17 protein-coding genes are annotated in these 17,517 nt (G+C 33.9%); 7 read left to right on the top strand and 10 right to left on the bottom strand.

Annotation, left to right across the window (positions count from 1 at the left end):
* Positions 1-130: 130 nt before the first annotated feature.
* The 3 genes from GOQ16_RS14505 to GOQ16_RS14495 are packed head-to-tail and all read right to left on the bottom strand — an operon-like array spanning position 131 to position 2,739.
* A complete protein-coding gene (locus tag GOQ16_RS14505) occupies positions 131-1,024 on the bottom strand; it encodes an aldo/keto reductase (protein ID WP_160069947.1) in 894 nt (297 codons plus the stop codon).
* Between the two features lie 3 nt (positions 1,025-1,027).
* The gene (gene bamJ / locus GOQ16_RS14500; RefSeq protein ID WP_160069946.1) at positions 1,028-1,756 is read right to left on the bottom strand and encodes a BamJ family beta-barrel-assembly machinery protein; all 729 of its coding nucleotides are present in this window, start codon (positions 1,754-1,756) and stop codon (positions 1,028-1,030) included.
* Positions 1,753-2,739, bottom strand: a complete 987-nt coding sequence (locus GOQ16_RS14495; RefSeq protein WP_149915640.1) for a glycosyltransferase family protein — start codon at positions 2,737-2,739, stop codon at positions 1,753-1,755. Before GOQ16_RS14495 ends, bamJ begins: the two co-directional genes overlap by 4 nt.
* Before the next feature lie 118 nt (positions 2,740-2,857).
* Here GOQ16_RS14495 and GOQ16_RS14490 point away from each other — a divergent pair, with 118 nt between their 5' ends.
* The gene (locus GOQ16_RS14490) at positions 2,858-3,793 is read left to right on the top strand and encodes a zinc dependent phospholipase C family protein (protein ID WP_160069945.1); all 936 of its coding nucleotides are present in this window, start codon (positions 2,858-2,860) and stop codon (positions 3,791-3,793) included.
* Between the two features lies 1 nt (position 3,794).
* On the opposite strand, the gene GOQ16_RS14485 is transcribed toward GOQ16_RS14490, so the two are convergent.
* On the bottom strand, positions 3,795-7,406 hold the full coding sequence (locus GOQ16_RS14485) for a CLIPPER-2 domain-containing protein (protein WP_160069944.1): 3,612 nt from the start codon (positions 7,404-7,406) through the stop codon (positions 3,795-3,797).
* 128 nt (positions 7,407-7,534) lie between these two features.
* On the opposite strand from GOQ16_RS14485, the gene GOQ16_RS14480 reads away from it, so the two are divergent.
* Positions 7,535-8,158: a 7-carboxy-7-deazaguanine synthase QueE gene (locus GOQ16_RS14480; RefSeq protein WP_160069943.1), complete on the top strand. Its 624-nt coding sequence runs from the start codon at positions 7,535-7,537 to the stop codon at positions 8,156-8,158.
* A 58-nt stretch (positions 8,159-8,216) separates the two neighbouring features.
* On the opposite strand, the gene GOQ16_RS14475 is transcribed toward GOQ16_RS14480, so the two are convergent.
* From GOQ16_RS14475 to GOQ16_RS14460, 4 genes are all read right to left on the bottom strand, one after another.
* Entirely contained in the window at positions 8,217-9,023 is an 807-nt protein-coding gene (locus tag GOQ16_RS14475; RefSeq protein ID WP_160069942.1) for a M48 family metallopeptidase, read from the bottom strand.
* Between the two features lie 73 nt (positions 9,024-9,096).
* Positions 9,097-9,744 (bottom strand): glycerol-3-phosphate 1-O-acyltransferase PlsY, encoded by a 648-nt coding sequence (plsY, locus tag GOQ16_RS14470; protein WP_160069941.1) that lies wholly within the window; start codon positions 9,742-9,744, stop codon positions 9,097-9,099.
* Between the two features lie 28 nt (positions 9,745-9,772).
* Positions 9,773-10,630, bottom strand: coding sequence for a carboxylating nicotinate-nucleotide diphosphorylase (gene nadC / locus GOQ16_RS14465; RefSeq protein ID WP_160069940.1), 858 nt, complete (start codon positions 10,628-10,630; stop codon positions 9,773-9,775).
* 72 nt (positions 10,631-10,702) lie between these two features.
* Positions 10,703-11,014, bottom strand: coding sequence for a DUF4783 domain-containing protein (locus tag GOQ16_RS14460; protein WP_160069939.1), 312 nt, complete (start codon positions 11,012-11,014; stop codon positions 10,703-10,705).
* Between the two features lie 147 nt (positions 11,015-11,161).
* Between GOQ16_RS14460 and gpmI the strand changes: the two genes are divergently transcribed.
* From gpmI to GOQ16_RS14435, 5 genes are all read left to right on the top strand, one after another.
* Complete coding sequence (gene gpmI / locus GOQ16_RS14455; RefSeq protein WP_160069938.1) at positions 11,162-12,757, top strand: 2,3-bisphosphoglycerate-independent phosphoglycerate mutase; 1,596 nt, start codon at positions 11,162-11,164, stop codon at positions 12,755-12,757.
* 12 nt (positions 12,758-12,769) lie between these two features.
* Positions 12,770-13,312, top strand: coding sequence for a hypothetical protein (locus GOQ16_RS14450; RefSeq protein ID WP_160069937.1), 543 nt, complete (start codon positions 12,770-12,772; stop codon positions 13,310-13,312).
* A 225-nt stretch (positions 13,313-13,537) separates the two neighbouring features.
* The gene (locus GOQ16_RS14445; protein ID WP_160069936.1) at positions 13,538-13,828 is read left to right on the top strand and encodes a hypothetical protein; all 291 of its coding nucleotides are present in this window, start codon (positions 13,538-13,540) and stop codon (positions 13,826-13,828) included.
* Between the two features lie 132 nt (positions 13,829-13,960).
* Positions 13,961-14,341: a hypothetical protein gene (locus GOQ16_RS14440; protein ID WP_160069935.1), complete on the top strand. Its 381-nt coding sequence runs from the start codon at positions 13,961-13,963 to the stop codon at positions 14,339-14,341.
* Positions 14,342-14,945: 604 nt separating this feature from the next.
* Positions 14,946-15,266, top strand: a complete 321-nt coding sequence (locus GOQ16_RS14435) for a hypothetical protein (protein WP_160069934.1) — start codon at positions 14,946-14,948, stop codon at positions 15,264-15,266.
* 91 nt (positions 15,267-15,357) lie between these two features.
* On the opposite strand, the gene GOQ16_RS14430 is transcribed toward GOQ16_RS14435, so the two are convergent.
* The gene (locus GOQ16_RS14430) at positions 15,358-16,125 is read right to left on the bottom strand and encodes a TIGR03915 family putative DNA repair protein (RefSeq protein WP_160069933.1); all 768 of its coding nucleotides are present in this window, start codon (positions 16,123-16,125) and stop codon (positions 15,358-15,360) included.
* Positions 16,125-17,381 carry a putative DNA modification/repair radical SAM protein gene (locus GOQ16_RS14425; protein WP_160069932.1) on the bottom strand — a complete coding sequence of 419 codons (1,257 nt, stop codon included), beginning with the start codon at positions 17,379-17,381 and terminating at the stop codon, positions 16,125-16,127. Before GOQ16_RS14425 ends, GOQ16_RS14430 begins: the two co-directional genes overlap by 1 nt.
* Positions 17,382-17,517: the final 136 nt, after the last annotated feature.

Here is a 17,517-nt window from a genome sequence, read left to right as displayed (position 1 = left end):
TTGTTTTGCAACCTCAAAGTTAGCTAAAGGGTTGGTGCTTGCGCCAGCCTTTTTTAATCTTTACCGGACACTAGTGAAAAAAAATATAAACAGAGCAGGCGAGATTCTATAATCTCGCCTGCCCTGTTTATTATATATGCGCAGTATATTCAATTTTTGGAATATCCCATAAACCAAAATCGATTTGAAGTTTTTCCAATTCTTGTACAGCAAATATCAACTTGTCTAAGTGATGCTGAGTGCGAACACCGATCACCGCTGATGTGATTTTCTTGTAACGTAATAAATAGGAAAGTGCTATGGATTCCTTAGAAATATCTAATTGATTCGAAACGTCCTGAACGTTTTGAATAATATTAGCCACTTCAGTTTCGCTATGCTCTAAATAGGCTTTTGGAGGCTTTCCAACTAATATACCCTGTGCAAATGCACCTCTTGACAAGATGGAAACATTCTCATTTTCAAACTCCATCAAATAAGGTTCTGGTCGAGTATCTAAAAGACTAAATTGCATCATATTAGAAACCATATTGGACTGTTTAGCAAATCGTAAAAACACATTTGGGCGAATAGATGAAATCCCATACGCTCTTATCTTTCCACTCGAAACCAAATTTTCTAAAGTTTCTATAACCTCATCAAAATTATCTTCTATAGTTCCACCATGTATTTGATAAAGATCAACATAATCTGTTTGAAGCCTTGTCAGCGATTCTTCGATAGCTTGATTGATATAATCTTTTGATACATCCCAAGTCCAGCCAGACTTGTCCGCATTCCATTTATTCCCAACTTTGCTAGCTAAAACTACCTTATCCCGATTACCCTTTAGGGCATTACCGAGCAGCTTTTCATTCTCACCAAAATCATATAAGTCAGCTGTATCGAAATAATTAATGCCTGAAGCAATGGCTTTATGAATTAAATATTCATTTTCGGACGTATTTGCAGCTTGCAGAGACATGCATCCAAAGCCTACTTCAGAAATTACAATATCCGATTTACCTAACTTATTGTAGCGCATATATTATTTTATACCTAAAAGTTCAACCTCAAATATTAGCGCACTATAAGCTGGAATAGAACCTGTTGCACGTTCGCCATAAGCTAAATGATACGGCACATAAAACTTGTACTTAGAACCAACCTTCATCAATGGAATACCGATTTTCCAACCCTCAATCACACGATTCAAATTTAACGTCAATGATTCATTACGGTCATAAGAACTATCAAACTGTGTCCCGTCGATCAATGTACCTTTGTAATGAACTTCCACTTCAGATTCTGAAGTAGGTTGCGCCCCCTCACCTTCTTTCAAGACTTCGTATTGTACTCCTTCTGGAGTACTTTTGACTTCTGGTCTTTGTTTATTTTTAGCTAAAAATTCTTCACCTGGTTTCTTTAGCTCTGCATTCTTTCTTTCGTATATTTTAGTGAATTCCTTTTGAATTACATCCATATTTTGGTCTTCAGTCAACAACAATGAATCTCCTTTTAACGCAGAATTCAATCCTTTGAGGAAAACTTCAGACGTAATTTCAAATCCCGCATTTTTTAGGTTTTTAGAAACATCTACACCCAAAGCATACGATAAAGAATCTTTCGTTGATTTTAAAGCCAAGGGTTGAACTGTGGTCGCAACACTTTTAGCCGTTTTATTTGTTGTGGAATTAGTTTTCTTTTTGGTTTGGGCATCTACATTATGAACGGCAGCACCAAAAAATAATAAGGCGTAAATAAATTTTAATTTCATGTATTTTTAGATATAATTGATTCTACAATTTGCATAGTATTGTTTGGATAATCCACTTTGACTTTATTCGTGCTGTTTAACCAAACCTCTATATCGTACTCATATTTCTTTTTTAAACTTTTAATTATTGGAATCCCAATATCTTCTAGTGCAGCGGCATTTAAATGTTGTTCGTATTGATTTTTCATTGGAATAGCCAGCACTTTTTTACCTAGATACAAGGCTTCCGCTGGTGTTTCAAATCCTGCTCCGCATAACACTCCTTCTGCTGAAGCCATACTTTTCACAAATGCATCGTTATCGATAGGCTGAATTTTCACATTCTTGACATGTAATGGTTTATTATTATGCTTCGAAAAAACTTCCCATTGCACATCTGAAAATTTGGTTAAATGCTTCAACAAATGCGCATCATCATAACTTGGCAAATAAACTGTGTAGTGTCCCAAATTGGTAGGTTCTAATTTGCGAATCGGCTCACGAATGACCGGTGTAAAAATCGATTTATGGTATTGCTTAAAATGAAATCCATATGCTTGTGATACGGGAGCATAATTTTTCATAATGAATTTACCCATCATATCCGTCTCTTCGGGCTTTGGACTATTTGGGTGCATTGCGCCTATCTGATGACTCAACCCTATACACGGAAGATCTTTTGTCTGACATGCCCAAGCTGTAATAGGTTCAAAGTCATTAATTACAAGATCATAATCTTGCACAGGTACTTCATTTACTTCTTGCAAAAGTTTACGAACGGTCGAACTCATAAAAGTCTTCCATAAATCAACTCCGCCAGATTTTCCGAAGATAAAACTTAACCCATGAAGTCTATATTTGATATCAAAAGGCATACAAATATCCGCCTGAATACCACTCATCAGCACATCTACAGTACCAAACTGTTGCAGACAAGGTATAATATCCATAGCTCGGCACAAATGCCCGTTTCCTGTCCCCTGAATAGCATAAAGTATCTTCATGTATAGCAATATAATGTGAGTCGAAAATACATAATTTTATTAAATAAGGTCATAAATTCATATTAAACTACTTTTAATTAAAAATTTTTCATTAATTATAGTGTATAATCCACTAATTATGAATCGCTTTCATCTTTTATCGATAGGTATTATCCTACTGTTTTGTTCTTGGGGATTCAATCCACATAAAAAAATCAATGAAACGGCTGTTTTTCTACTTCCCACAGAATTAGCTTCCTATTATAAAACACATATTAAACAAATAACTGCAAAGGCAGTTGATGCGGATAAAAGATGTTATGTTGATACAATCGAAGGTCCAAAGCATTATATTGATTTGGACAAATACGATCATATTGATAGCATTCCCATTCATTGGTCTAAGGCTAAAGAAAAACTAAATGAAAAGAAATTGCTTGCTCAAGGTATTGTTCCTTGGCAAATTAATAGAACTTATTTGAATTTGGTGGAGGCATTCAAAACCAAAAACAATAAAAAAATAGTTCAATTGAGTGCGGACTTAGGACATTATGTAGCAGATGCGCATGTGCCACTACATACAACCAGTAATTACAATGGTCAATACACCAATCAAATGGGTATTCATTCGCTTTGGGAAACACGTATTCCCGAAATGTATATGGGGCATTATGATTTATTCATAGGTCCTGCGCAATACATAAAAGATCCATTAGAATACGCCTGGAAAATTGTACGCGAAAGTAATGCGCTGGTTGACTCCGTATTGCAGATAGAGAAAAATCTGTCCAACATATTTAAATCAACAGAAATAAGATCATATATCGAGCGCAACAATCAACTGATTCAAACCTATTCGGACAAATATGTCGAAGCTTACGACCTTGCGATGAACGGAATGGTGCAGCGTCGGTTCAAATCCGCAATACATGCGGTATCATCGTTTTGGTATTCGGCATGGATTGATGCAGGTCAACCAAAATTACATTCTATTCAGGATAGTAATGCATTAGAAGAACCATATCCAAATTTGGAGAATAAAAAACCTTTAGGACGTGAAGAATGGCATGAATAGTTTAATTCAGCATTTCTCGTGTTATCAATAGCGATCCCCTCCGAATTATAGGTCGCTCTCCTATTTTATTCAACTTTAAGATATAAAAATAAGTTCCATCACGCACAGTAGAATTTACCTCCCAATTATTTTGATAATTTGAATTTTGATAGATTAAATTTTTGAACCGATCAAAAACTTGTAACTCTACACTTTCGAATTGATATGATCCAATAATCTCAAAAAAGTCATTTAAACCATCTCCATTAGGTGTAATTACATTAGGTATCAATATTCCAGAAATTTCAATTTTTACGGTTGCGGGCTCAGACCAATTACCATTTTTATCCATAATCCTGTAACTGAATTCATCTACTCCAGAAAATGTTTTATCAGACTCATAGCTGAACTCGCCTTTTCCTAAATAAACTAATGTGCCATTTGAAGGCTGGTTAATTACACTAATACTTTCTAAATCAAGCTCAGAATACTCTACATAATCATTTAAGGTTGGATTGATTTTTATTTTTGTATTATAGTTCTGAATGAAATAATCACTAACTGTAATGGGGATTGTCTTAATGATTTCAATATCTACACGTACAATTTCACTTGAGAGTCTACTATTATCAATAATGCGATATGTAAAATAATCTGTTCCACTTTCGAGATTATTATGTTGTGTAAAATATATATTCACACCATTTATCGACAAACTGCCCATTGATGGTTGTTCTATAATCTCAATTCTCCCATTTTCCCAACCACTGCTACCCTTTTGATCGTTTGCAAGAATTTGGAGTGATGCATTTTGGCTTTGAAAGATTTCTATGTAGTCTGTCAAAGCTATTGGAGGTTTTGCAACTATAGTTATTGTTTTCTGGTTATCTAAAAATGTATTCCCAGAAGTATCTCTAAGAAGATTCGCATATTTTACATCTTTCGCCTCCACCACTGCAGAATTTTCTATATACCCTCTACTGATATCTGCACTTGTGATGTGATAGGGGAATTCGACAAAAATAGTTTTGTTACTAATTTGATTAGATGAAACTGTGTGTGATGAAGTGAATAATAGATTATCAAATAACTTAATATCCTGAATACCAACATCCCCTTGATGTAGTATTTCAAAGCGATACATTATCGTATCATTTACTGTGAATTGATTATTTTCACCTGTACCACGATTTACAACAGATTTTTTTAATTGTATTACAGGAAGCTTATCAATATCAATTTTTGTACTGTCATCATTCGTATAGGTTGTACCAGAAATATCTTTGACATCAAAGTTTCTTGGATTTTTCCCTTCAACGAAAGCTCTATTTATAATAAATTTTCTATTCACATCTTCATCTGTAATTGTATATGGAACAACGATATCATACTCTTGACCAGCAGCTAACACCACTTCATCTAAGGGTAAACGAGAAGGAGATAATAATGAATCCAGAATAACTAATTCAGAAATATTCACCTGACCGACATTACGAATTGTAAATTTATATTCTAATATCTCACCAGCTTCCTGAAATCCAGAACCATTACTATCTACATGCCTTACCTCTTTTAGGAGTGAAATTTTCCCTCTTTCATTTATAGGTTCCAGCAAAAATACATCTGCGTTTGTCTTTATATTATTACAGCCACTCGGAGCACATTCTTCACGTGCAGACTTAGGATCTAATTCTGCAATATTGTTAAGCGTTGCATCTGGATCAGTGTAACCTTTGGGTCTAACTACTCCTGCCTCTGCAATTACATGACCATAAGTATCATCAGGAACATTATTTGCGAAAGCGCTAATAAGAAATGTAGCTTCACAACTATTTTCTATATTTAGAGTCAGAGTTAAAGTATTGTTGAATTTATTTATTGAACCAATACTTGCACAATCATTAGTTTCCAAAGTGACATTTTCAATTTGGAAACCTAAAGGTAAACTGAATTCAAATTTACCATTTACAACATCTGAAGGTCCATTATTTCTTACTTTAGCTGTAAAATTAACCCTTTCATTCAGTTCAATGGTATCTTTATCTGCCAAAAGAGAGATGACCTCTAAATCAGCAACTTCTACTACTATTTCCTTTTCTGACAACTCTTCTACTTGAACAGCATACGACCAAGTATTCATAGCCATATTATTGCCAAAACTATTTGAACCAGTAAATAGATTATTATTAGCACTTCCTGAAGACACAGTATATGTTCCCCAACGGTGTCCATTGACATTACTTAAAATCCCTTCCAGATTCACTATGGGATTAGAATGTTCTGCTATGTTATTACCACGAGGAATATCACTATCATCCCAATATATAATTGCTGGTTCTAGTAATCCATTATCTCTATTTAGTCTTTCTAACTTCAACCCATTAGGATTTGTTTCCATGTCAAAATAAGGAAAATGAACTTCTCCCTCAATAGATGAAATACTAACTTGAATACTATAAGAACCACCTGGCACTAAATTTCCATTACCATCAATTCCAGGCCAAACAAATTTATTTTCTCCTATCTGTCCCTGTACAATTGATTCCCATGGCATGAAATTAATATTTTCATCGATACTCCTAACTATTACCTTGTATCGTCCAGCATAATTCGTCTGAAAAGAAATTTCACTTCCCTTTGTATTTATATTATTTTCGGTAGATTCTGAACTACCTACCTTGATATTTTTAACACTAGGAATCTGCACGTCATTTAGCAACCAAGTTGATCCCAACGCACTATGACTATTTTGCGGCAAGTCAGCATTAGGCACGGTGTAGAATATTTTGTGCGTTACGAATTCATTTCCAATATCTTTTGAATTAGGATTATGAAGACGAGCATTGTAGCCTTCTGTCGAGCTCTTATAACTTGGTGTATTTTCTGAATTTAAAATCCCTGAATTATTAACAAAATAGGTAAACTTCAGTCCTATACTGCCATTTCCGTCCACCTTATAATAATAACCATCTTTTGTTAATACATAATTTACCCCAAAATAGGCGCGATTAATGTTTGCCATATTGTCGCCATGTATATGTAGATTCAATACATTGACAAACACTCTCCCACTTAACCACTCTGTGTCTGATTTATTTCTCACAGAAACGTCCCAAGCAGCTATTACATTTTGATTATCGGGCTGAGTCCAATTATCATTTGCTCCTACGTTAGGAATAGTATTATTATTAGCTGTACTATCTGGAGTTAAAAATTCAATCATCCATATTCCATCCTCTTGAGCTGTTATTTCAAAAGGTTGATACCCTACTCGTGGTCCTGCTAACTCTGCTTGTCTATTTGTGAAGCCAGCAGATCCACTAATTTTCCCCAACACATCGTTTCCTGTTGAATATTGTCTTCCAGAAGGACTTACTATACGAATTGTTCCTCCTCTAACACCTTGTGCACTTGATGCTACAGCAAGCGATTCATCCTTCTGTACATAAGCAAAATGTCTTGCATGATTATAATAATTATGAGTTAATTGTCCATTTTGATAAGTTACACTTTCCATAAAAGCTCGCCCTCCCCTAACTCCATTGGGGTATAAGTCTTTTGAGCCATCTGCAAATACCTCTATACTGTGCACTAAGAATATAACATAGATAATAGCTCGTAGGAAGACGCTCATAGTTATGATTGGCTAAAATCAAATATAACATTTTGACAATTAAATAACCAATGTACATTTACATTAGACACATATGTCCAATGACATAATAGCAAATAATCGTACCTTTGCACTCTAATAATTACACAATGTCGCATCAAGTTCCTGAAGACGGATCATTATTACCTCTTATGGAGGATTTTTACACAATTCAAGGTGAAGGATATCATACTGGAAAAGCTGCATATTTCATACGTCTTGGAGGTTGTGATGTAGGTTGCCATTGGTGTGATGTCAAGGAAAGTTGGGATGCTGAATTACATCCTCTTACTTCTGTAGAAACAATCGTGAATAATGCAAAAACTCATCCCGCAAAAACAGTTGTCATTACAGGTGGTGAGCCTTTAATCTATAATTTAGATTTGCTGACGAGACGTTTGAAAGAGGAAGGAATTGAAACTTTTATCGAAACCTCGGGAGCATATCCATTAAGCGGTGATTGGGATTGGATTTGTCTATCTCCAAAGAAATTTAAAGGTCCGAGACCTGAAGTTTTAGCAGCTGCTGGTGAATTGAAAGTTATTGTTTTTAACAAATCTGATTTCCTATGGGCTGAAGAGCATGCCGCATTAGCAGCACCAAATTGTAAGCTTTATTTACAACCTGAATGGTCAAAAGCAGCTGAGGTTACACCACTTATTATTGATTATGTAAAGGATAATCCAAAGTGGAATATTTCCTTACAAACCCACAAATATTTAAATATTCCTTAATAATAAAATAAGCGCGGATGAAAGATCATTCGCGCTTATTTTGTTATTATAAATTTGATTACTTTTTATAATATTTCATTGCCTCAGGCACTAGTGCTTGTATTTGAGAAATACGTCTCGCATCACTAGGGTGTGTACTCAACCATTCTGGTGGCGTATTCGCACCTGATTTTGCGCCAGCCATTCTTTCCCAAAATTTCACTGCTTCATTCGGATCATATCCCGCCATCGCCATAATAATCAATCCGGCTTTATCAGCTGCTAACTCATCATTTCTAGAAAATTTCAACATCCCCAATGGCGCACCAATACCGTAAACTTGATTTAGAACAGCGACACCTTTATTATTTGACATTTGCGAAGCAGCACCTATTACTTGTGCACCTAATTGCAATGCCATTTGATTAGAAACCTGAGCTACAGAATGCTCCTCTAAGGCGTGTGCGATCTCATGACCCATTATAGTCGCCAACCCACCTTCTGTGCCTGAGATAGGTAGAATTCCTGTGAATACAGCAACTTTGCCACCTGGCATACACCACGCATTAACATCACTATTTTGTATAAGATTAAATTCCCAATTGAAATTAAAATTATCGGCGATTCCTTTTTGTTGCAAATAGCGCTGCGTTGCTGCAGCAATATTATTACCAACACGCTTGACAGCAGTAGCTTGTGCAGTACCAGTTACTACTTTCGTATTTTTATCATTTAAAAACTCTTTATAAGCCAATGTAGCTTGCTGATTAATAGTTTCGCTATCTACTAACTTTAAATATTTTCTTCCAGTCACTGCGGATGTCGCGCATGCTACTAATGTTGCTCCCAACAACACAAATGATGCATATGTAAATATCTTTTTCATAATATTTTTAAATTAATAATACCTTCTAACTACATTATACAATAATGATTCCTAAAAGTTTAAGAAAGAAGAATTATTTTGAAGATTTTTTAAACAAGTATATTTTTGATTCTTTTCCCTTAAGAAGCCGCTCAATGTTTTTCTGATGGGTTATCAAAATCAAAACGCATATTGCTATAGCATACAACATTACCGAGGGAACAGTTGTCTTGATGACAAGTGCTAAACTAACTGGAAATGTAAAGCCAGAAAGTATAGAGCTCAATGATACATAATGACTTATAATCAAGCACACCAAAAATACAGTAACACAACACAAAGCTGCCAATGGCTGTATCGCAATTACCATCCCAAAGAGTGTGGCTACTCCTTTTCCACCTCTGAAGCCAGCGAAAATGGGAAATAAATGTCCTAAAACAGCAATAACGCCTAATGCGAGTTGAAAATTCACGAAGTGCGCGGAATCATGCGTACCTACGATTTCCGAATCTAATAAATAAGGTAAGTTAGTGGCTGTCCAACCCTTGAAAATATCGACTAACATCACAATAATTCCAGCCTTTTTTCCTAAAACCCGAAATGTATTCGTTGCCCCAGCATTTCCACTACCATACTCCCGCACATCTACACCATAAAATGCTTGTCCAAACCAAACTGCTGTAGGTATGGAACCAAACAAATAGGCGAGTATTACAATACCAAATAAATATAATGAAATCATTAAAATATTTAAATCCTAAACAAAAATACTAAATAAGCTTAGCTTTTAAACTCAAATCCAAACTTTTCACTGAGTGTGTCAATGCTCCTACAGATATATAATTCACTCCTGAGAGTGCGTATGATCTAATTGTACTGAGGTCAATTCCTCCAGAAGCCTCTGTAATCAATTTACCCGCAACTACGCTTACTGCTTTTCTCACATCTTCTGGTGTAAAATTATCAAACATAACTCGATCCACACCTTTGCAATGCAACAGTTCTTCTAATTCTTCAAAGTTACGAACCTCTACTTCAATAGGAATGTTTAATTTTTTTTCATTTTTATATTTTACTGCATTTTTTACAGCATTTGTAATGGATCCTGCATAGTCAACATGATTGTCTTTGATAAGAATCATATCATATAGTCCAAATCGATGGTTAACTCCCCCACCTAATACTACAGCGCGCTTCTCTAAAAAACGCAACAATGGTGTAGTCTTACGAGTATCAAGAATTTTCGTGTTAGTGCCGTCTAGCTGTTTTACATATTCAGCTGTACGCGAAGCAATACCAGACATACGCTGCATTACATTCAAAACTAACCTTTCCGCTTTAAGTATAGAATGAATTCTTCCCTTTACGTAAAGTACAATATCTCCATTTTCAACAATGCTTCCATCATTAATAAGAATCTCAACGTTAAGGTTTTCGTCAATATGATTAAAAATCTCAACCCCAACCTCTACCCCAGCAATGATACCATCATCTTTCACTAGTAGTTTTGCTTCCCCCATCTTATTCTCTGGTAATGAAGCGAGTGAAGTATGATCACCATCCTGTACATCTTCTAAAACAGCCTGATCCACAAACTTTTTCAAGAGATTTTTATATGCTATATCCATTCTGTCTATTTTATTATCAATAACTTATTTAAAACGAAGATGAGTAAAATATATGTTTGATAAAAATATAATCTATTCCACTCTGAATTCAGATATATGATCTTTATTCTTCAAATTAACAATTTTCATAAATATACGCTGTCGTCCTTTCACAGTTCTAACCTCATATACTAAGCAGTTAATAGAAATGTTTTTCGGTTGAGGTAATCTTTTAATCTCAACAAGCTTATTGTTTTTAAAAAAATCAGAGACAATCAACTCAGCTTGATATTTATTTGCTATTTGTTCGTCTTTAAGAATTGATATTTTTATCGATGAAGTGAAAAGATTGCTCAGTCTCTTTCCATCAGAATTCATTAATGCGTCAAGAACAACTTTATCCATATCATTGTTGTCTGACAGATTAAATAGAGATAATATTGAAATTATTGTAACAACAATTATGTTCATTTAATAGAAAATATGTGCGAATATATCAATTACGATAGATTGCATCCAATAATAATGCGAGAAAATAGCATATTTTCAAAAATGAATAATTTAATTTCAGAATTTAATAACTTAAGAGTAGTTTTTTTATATTTGTCTGTGGACAACTTAAATCAAAAGAAAGTAGCCTTAATCATCCTAGATGGATTAGGTTATGGCAAAAATGATAATTCAAATGCTGTTTTATCTGCAAAGATTCCTTATTTAAATTCTTTATTACAAAAATATCCAAATTCTAAACTTGAAGCATCTGGAGAGGCTGTCGGACTCCCAGAAGGACAAATGGGTAATTCAGAAGTAGGTCACATGAATCTAGGAGCAGGTAGAGTTGTATATCAAGAATTAGGACGTATTAATAAAGCGGCAAAAGATGGTATTTTCGAAAGCCACCAAGTTATACAGGATGCCTTTGACTATGCAAAGCTTAATAACAAAAAAGTACATTTCATCGGATTATTGTCTGATGGCGGTGTACATGCACATATTACGCATCTCAAAGCTTTGTGTGATGCTGCAAAAGTAGCTGGTTTGACAAATGATCAAGTTTTTATTCATGCTTTTTTAGATGGTCGTGATACAGATCCAAATGGTGGTCTAGATTATGTTAAAGATTTAGAAAATCATTTAACTATATCTACTGGAACGATTGCTTCTGCCATTGGCCGTTATTACGCAATGGATAGAGATAATCGTTGGGAACGTGTTAAAGAAACTTATGATTTACTAACAAAAGGCGTAGGTCAACCTTCATCAAATTTGCAAGAATCGATTAAAGAATCATACAAAAATGGTGTAACGGATGAATTCATAAAACCAATTGTTATAGCTAATCATGACGGCTCACCTAAGGCGACGATTCAAGAAGGTGACGTTGTATTCTGCTACAACTTCAGAACTGACCGTGGTCGAGAAATTACTATTGCATTAACACAACAAGAATTTCCTGAATATAATATGAAGCCTTTGGATTTATATTACGTGACAATGACTTCTTATGATGATACCTTCAAAGGTGTCAAAGTTGTGTTCCAAAAAGACAATCTAACAAATACTTTGGGAGAAGCATTAGAAGCTCAAGGAAAGACACAGGTTCGTATTGCAGAAACGGAAAAATACCCGCACGTAACATTCTTCTTTTCAGGTGGCCGTGAACAAGAGTTTAAAGGAGAAAGAAGATTATTGGTATCATCACCGAAAGTCGCAACTTATGATTTGCAGCCTGAAATGAGTGCATTTGGTATCGCGGACTCTATTTGCCACGATATTATTAACAACCAACCAGATTTTATATGCTTGAACTTTGCAAATCCAGATATGGTAGGACATACAGGAGTATTCGAAGCCGTAGTGAAAGCTGTGGAGACAGTTGATATATGTTTGAAAAAAGTTGTTGAGACTGGTTTAGAATTTGGATATTCTTTTATCATTTTGGCTGATCATGGTAATTCTGAATTCATGTTGAATGAAGATGGCTCACCAAATACTGCACATACGACCAATCTTGTGCCTTGTATTCTAATCGACAAAGATTATTCTAATATTGCAGATGGCAAGCTAGGAGATATAGCTCCTACAGTGCTTAGATTACTGAATTTAGATATTCCAATTGAAATGTCTGGTGACGTTTTGGTTAGTTAATAATATAGCGTATTGCACAGATTAAAATTTATATACCGAAGTGTTATTGCAGTTGTTTTTACATTAAATAGCTGCAATAACTCTATTATCCAAAATGAAAACTCAACTTATTTCGATATTCCTAATTTCATCCAACAAGAAGCTGAAAGACTTCAAACTTTAGACCCTTTTGTCACAAAGACGGTTTCAAACGAAAAATCTTCTGAAAGCAAACAGTTAAAAATTACGAATTGGAAAAAGGAACTTGCAAACTTTGCAAACATAGACGTAAACAAAACTGGTAATGATGAATTCGTTAAAAAAAGAAACGGTGACACATTAACCTTCGAAACACCCAATAACTCCAAAAATAGGGTGATTATACGAATTATTTTCGATAATAATATAGCTAAACAAATAAGTATAAATAAAGAAACTAAGAATTTACTTTTCGAAAATAAAGAGACATTTGTCTATACAGTAGGCAAAGAATATTCTATAGATAAAACTCAGCAGGTAAAAGGCATAGGGCACAACCGCTATTTCATAAAAGGCGTAATTCAAAATAATTTGTAAAAACAAACAAATTTATACCTAAAAGCAACTTGACCCGCTACCTCCATATTTTTCTTTAAAAATAAAAAACAAGCTAAAATTTATAAAATAAATTACAAAATACGTAAAAAAAAGTCATTGAAATTTAAATTAATTCTATTTTATTTATTAGGATAATATTTGTTTTATTAATTTTTATTACATAAATTAATATTAATTGTTTTACACACTTTAAAACCAACAAATATGTTTCATACTCCTCCAATATTTATTGAAGAAGGTTTGCATACTACCGCCTTCTTTACAATACATCAACCAAAGACTTTAGTAATTTTCGTTCATGGTTTTAATGGAAAATCAGTCGAAACGTGGGGAAAATTTCCCGAACTAATAAGGACAAATGATGATTTCAAAAATGCTGATGTAATATTTTATGGCTATGATAGCGTAAGAGTACAAGCAAATAATAGCGCGTTAAAATTTTATACATCATTATTGAAATTAAGTGATATTTCTCCTAATAAATGGGGAATATAGCGCGATTTTATAAAAACCAACTTTAGATATAACAATATACTCATTGTTGCACATTCTTTGGGAGCAATTGTAGTCCGAAGAGCATTGATATTAGCAAAGACTGAAAATAAAGAGTGGATAAAAAATTGTAAAATGATACTTTTCGTTCCAGCTCATCGAGGTGCTCGTATTCAAAAACTGGTAACAGAAAGTTTACCTTCTATAGGTAAGATTCTTACAGGTCTTGGATTTATCACAATCCCAATACTAGATGATTTAAAACCAAATTCAGTAACCTTAAATAATCTATTACACGATTCTCTGCATTTATTGAAAAACAAACAAGGTGATTTTACTATAGCTTCGCAAATAATTTGGGCAAATAAAGAAATTATAGTGCACAATGAGCAGTTCTGTAAAGATCCAATTCCGGTTTTAGTCGAAGATAAATGTCACACTACAATCTGCAAACCAGATGACACATATTTAACGCCTTATCAAATAGTTGTGAATACCTTACTTGCATTATCATGAATATTAAATCGATAAATTTAGAAATTCTGATCAAACAATATAGATTGCAATCAAAAGCAGAGAAAGGATATGAAATAATTACTGATTTACTCGAAAATTCAGATATGTCGACACTAGAGATTATCTTACGTAGTCATATTATAGATCCTATTACAAATGCCGCAAAGATATAGGCGCGTGAAAATGTAGATTAATTAATCGAGTTTTGCAGCTTATTACACATAGCTCTATTTGCAAACTACGTCGACTACCCACTACCAGAAAAATTAACTAACGAAATAGACTTAATATTAGATACGAGTGCTGTCCGAAAATATTACGAAAACTACTACCCCTTACTTCTCCAGCAATTATTATTGAAACAAATACAAAAAAATGAATACTATAAAAATAACATTAATAGAGAAAGCCCTATTCTATTCGATCGTTTTTTAATACTAAATCAGTTTGTAAAACATGATGAAGATATTCAGCTATTATTATGGTTTTTCGATGATGGATGGATCGGTAAATATTCTATTAAGGATTTTTTAAATATCTTAAAAGATAAAACTAAAATGTTGGAGGAATACAGTAATAAAATACATCCTTTAAACAAAATAATGTGGGATTTACAAAGTATACTCAATTTTTGAGTGATTATGCAGATTTGATTCGTGATTGTCATTCCAATCCAATACTACAATCCTCTCTTTGGCATTACCACAGCTATTGGTTCGGAAGGATGGTAAATAAAATAAATAAGAATTTAAAAATATCAATTCAGAGTATTAAAGAATCTTTTTTACATTTTAATTCTAAAGAGCTTATTTACGACCAACACTCTAACTTATCATCAATTGAGTACATAAAAGACTGGAAATTAAACGCTAACCATTTGGATACTATCGAAAAAGATATTGATTTTTATTTAATAGCGAGCTAGGTCAACCCTTATTCGATTTGAAGAATGCAATCAATTCAAACTAAACGCATATTTAACCTAAATTAGCGAAATGGAAAGATCTTTTGCTAATTTAGGTTAATTGTTTCTCAGGAAGATATTTCCAATATCTTCTTGGTACATGTCTAAGATGTAATTTCATGTTTTTTCTAGCAACGATATTTGTACTTTTAAAATATTGTTGCCATAAATTTTTGTAGTATTCCTCCTGCTCATCCAGCGAAACTACAGTCGAAGTATGTACCATATCTTTAACTTCCGCAGCGTTTAATTCAACCTCAGTTATGTTAATTTTATCCCAATAGATTCCATAATTTCTTTTCAAATCATAAATAATCCAGGGCTGGTCGGTATATCTATTTTTAAAAAACGAAATTGTCAAAGGCAACACATTAAAATCTGGTTCAAAAACTGCGAAATACAATCCATCCGAAGATTGCTGAAAACGAACAAAAGCTTTCATACGATGACGTTCACGACTAACCTTTCTAAGCGCATCTGAAAACTTCATGACCGCATCATTCCCAAAATTGGATAGTATGTCTTTATTCCCTTTAAAAATTTGCACACACAAATAAAATGCAGCTTGCCAAACTTCTGGACTTTCAAAAAGGAATGCACGAAAAAAATCGAGCGCAATATTCTTACCTACACGTTCTTGTAATCCTTTCAGAACGCGACTGGCTTTTTCTGAATCAGTATAAATGTAAATATCTTCCGCAAAAATATCAGGAAGATACAACTCTTTCGTAATTGGCTTTACGGAAAAATCCTTGCGTTCGAAAGCTTCGAAAACACAACATAGCCAACCATAGTATGTACCATCGAAAATATAATACATTAAGCAAAAAGATTCAGTTGAGGGCTTACCAATTGTTTTGTTTTAGATGCACTTTTATTCAATATTTGCGCACGAACTTGATCCATTGAAGCAAATCCTAATTGAAACGGTGAATCCGCACAAACCATAAAATGTCGAGCTCTATTAAAAGCTATGCCCATTTTTTTTATTTGATATTCATGTAGCCTTCCAAATTTTCTAGCTTTAATTATTTTCAGTGCCGACTGTCGTCCAATACCTGGAATACGAATAATCATACTGTAATCAGCAGTATTGATATCAACAGGAAAAAGATGCGGATTTCGCAATGCCCAACTCAATTTTGGATCAATTTCTAAATCCAACTCTTGAAATGAAGGATTTAATATTTCATTCAACTCAAACCCATAAAATCGTAACAACCAATCAGTCTGATACAACCTATTCTCTCGTACCAATGGAGGTTTAGTTCCTATTTGTGGCAATAATGAATTATCATTTTGAATAGGAATATAGCCGCTATAATATACCCGCTTCAAATTGTAGTCTTTATAGAATTTATCCGCTACGGACATGATTTCAAAATCATTTTCTGGAGTAGCTCCAATAACCATTTGCGTGCTTTGCCCCGCAGGAACAAAAGTAGGTTTATGTTTTATTAGCTTTGATTCTTGTTTATAAGATTGAATATCTTGATTAATAAAATTCAATGGTTTCTTCACCGATTCGTGATCTTTTTCAGGTGCCATTAACTTCAGTCCCAATTCAGTCGGCATTTCGAGATTGATGCTCATACGATCCACATACATACCTGCTTCACGAATCATTTCGTCACTCGCTCCCGGTATTGTTTTCAAATGAATATAACCGTTATATCGTTCTTCAAGTCGAAGTTTTTTGACAATTTTCAACAATCGCTCCATGGTGTAATCAGCATCCTTAAAAATACCAGAACTCAAAAAAAGTCCTTCAATGTAATTACGACGGTAAAAATTCATCGCCAATTTTACGACTTCTTCCACCGTAAACGCAGCGCGTTGCACATCGTTACTTTTGCGGCTCACACAAAATGCACAATCGTAAATGCAATGATTAGTCAAAAGAATTTTTAATAATGAAACACAGCGACCATCTTCCGTATACGAATGACAAATCCCCGAAGATGAAGCATCCCCTATTCCACCTATATTTTTTCGCTTACTACCACTTGAACTACAACTCACATCGTATTTCGCGGCATCAGCTAAAATTTTAAGTTTTTCTTCTAAACGATCCATTTCTTAGTGTGATTGAAAAACAAAAATACTAATATATTTAGTATTCTAAAATAATAGAATTATTAAAACTAAGAAATTGACGCTACAGTGATAGAAGAAATTACAGCTAAATATTAAGAAAAAAGATATAAAATGA

Origin of the sequence: Sphingobacterium bovisgrunnientis (assembly GCF_009829085.1) — a bacterium.
GTDB classification, from domain to species: domain Bacteria; phylum Bacteroidota; class Bacteroidia; order Sphingobacteriales; family Sphingobacteriaceae; genus Sphingobacterium; species Sphingobacterium bovisgrunnientis.
The sequence above is the reverse complement of the archived record's forward strand: the minus strand, read 5'-3'. Positions and strand labels throughout refer to the sequence as shown.

Coding starts and splice junctions, on each gene's coding strand:
- plsY (WP_160069941.1), bottom strand. CDS start 9,744: ATGATTTCATTATATTTATTTGGTATTGTAATACTCGCCTATTTGTTT.
- GOQ16_RS14425 (WP_160069932.1), bottom strand. CDS start 17,381: ATGGATCGTTTAGAAGAAAAACTTAAAATTTTAGCTGATGCCGCGAAA.
- GOQ16_RS14495 (WP_149915640.1), bottom strand. CDS start 2,739: ATGAAGATACTTTATGCTATTCAGGGGACAGGAAACGGGCATTTGTGC.
- GOQ16_RS14480 (WP_160069943.1), top strand. CDS start 7,535: ATGTCGCATCAAGTTCCTGAAGACGGATCATTATTACCTCTTATGGAG.
- GOQ16_RS14440 (WP_160069935.1), top strand. CDS start 13,961: ATGATACTTTTCGTTCCAGCTCATCGAGGTGCTCGTATTCAAAAACTG.
- GOQ16_RS14460 (WP_160069939.1), bottom strand. CDS start 11,014: ATGGATAAAGTTGTTCTTGACGCATTAATGAATTCTGATGGAAAGAGA.
- nadC (WP_160069940.1), bottom strand. CDS start 10,630: ATGGATATAGCATATAAAAATCTCTTGAAAAAGTTTGTGGATCAGGCT.
- gpmI (WP_160069938.1), top strand. CDS start 11,162: ATGAATAATTTAATTTCAGAATTTAATAACTTAAGAGTAGTTTTTTTA.
- GOQ16_RS14445 (WP_160069936.1), top strand. CDS start 13,538: ATGTTTCATACTCCTCCAATATTTATTGAAGAAGGTTTGCATACTACC.
- bamJ (WP_160069946.1), bottom strand. CDS start 1,756: ATGAAATTAAAATTTATTTACGCCTTATTATTTTTTGGTGCTGCCGTT.
- GOQ16_RS14430 (WP_160069933.1), bottom strand. CDS start 16,125: ATGTATTATATTTTCGATGGTACATACTATGGTTGGCTATGTTGTGTT.
- GOQ16_RS14475 (WP_160069942.1), bottom strand. CDS start 9,023: ATGAAAAAGATATTTACATATGCATCATTTGTGTTGTTGGGAGCAACA.
- GOQ16_RS14490 (WP_160069945.1), top strand. CDS start 2,858: ATGAATCGCTTTCATCTTTTATCGATAGGTATTATCCTACTGTTTTGT.
- GOQ16_RS14485 (WP_160069944.1), bottom strand. CDS start 7,406: ATGAGCGTCTTCCTACGAGCTATTATCTATGTTATATTCTTAGTGCAC.
- GOQ16_RS14505 (WP_160069947.1), bottom strand. CDS start 1,024: ATGCGCTACAATAAGTTAGGTAAATCGGATATTGTAATTTCTGAAGTA.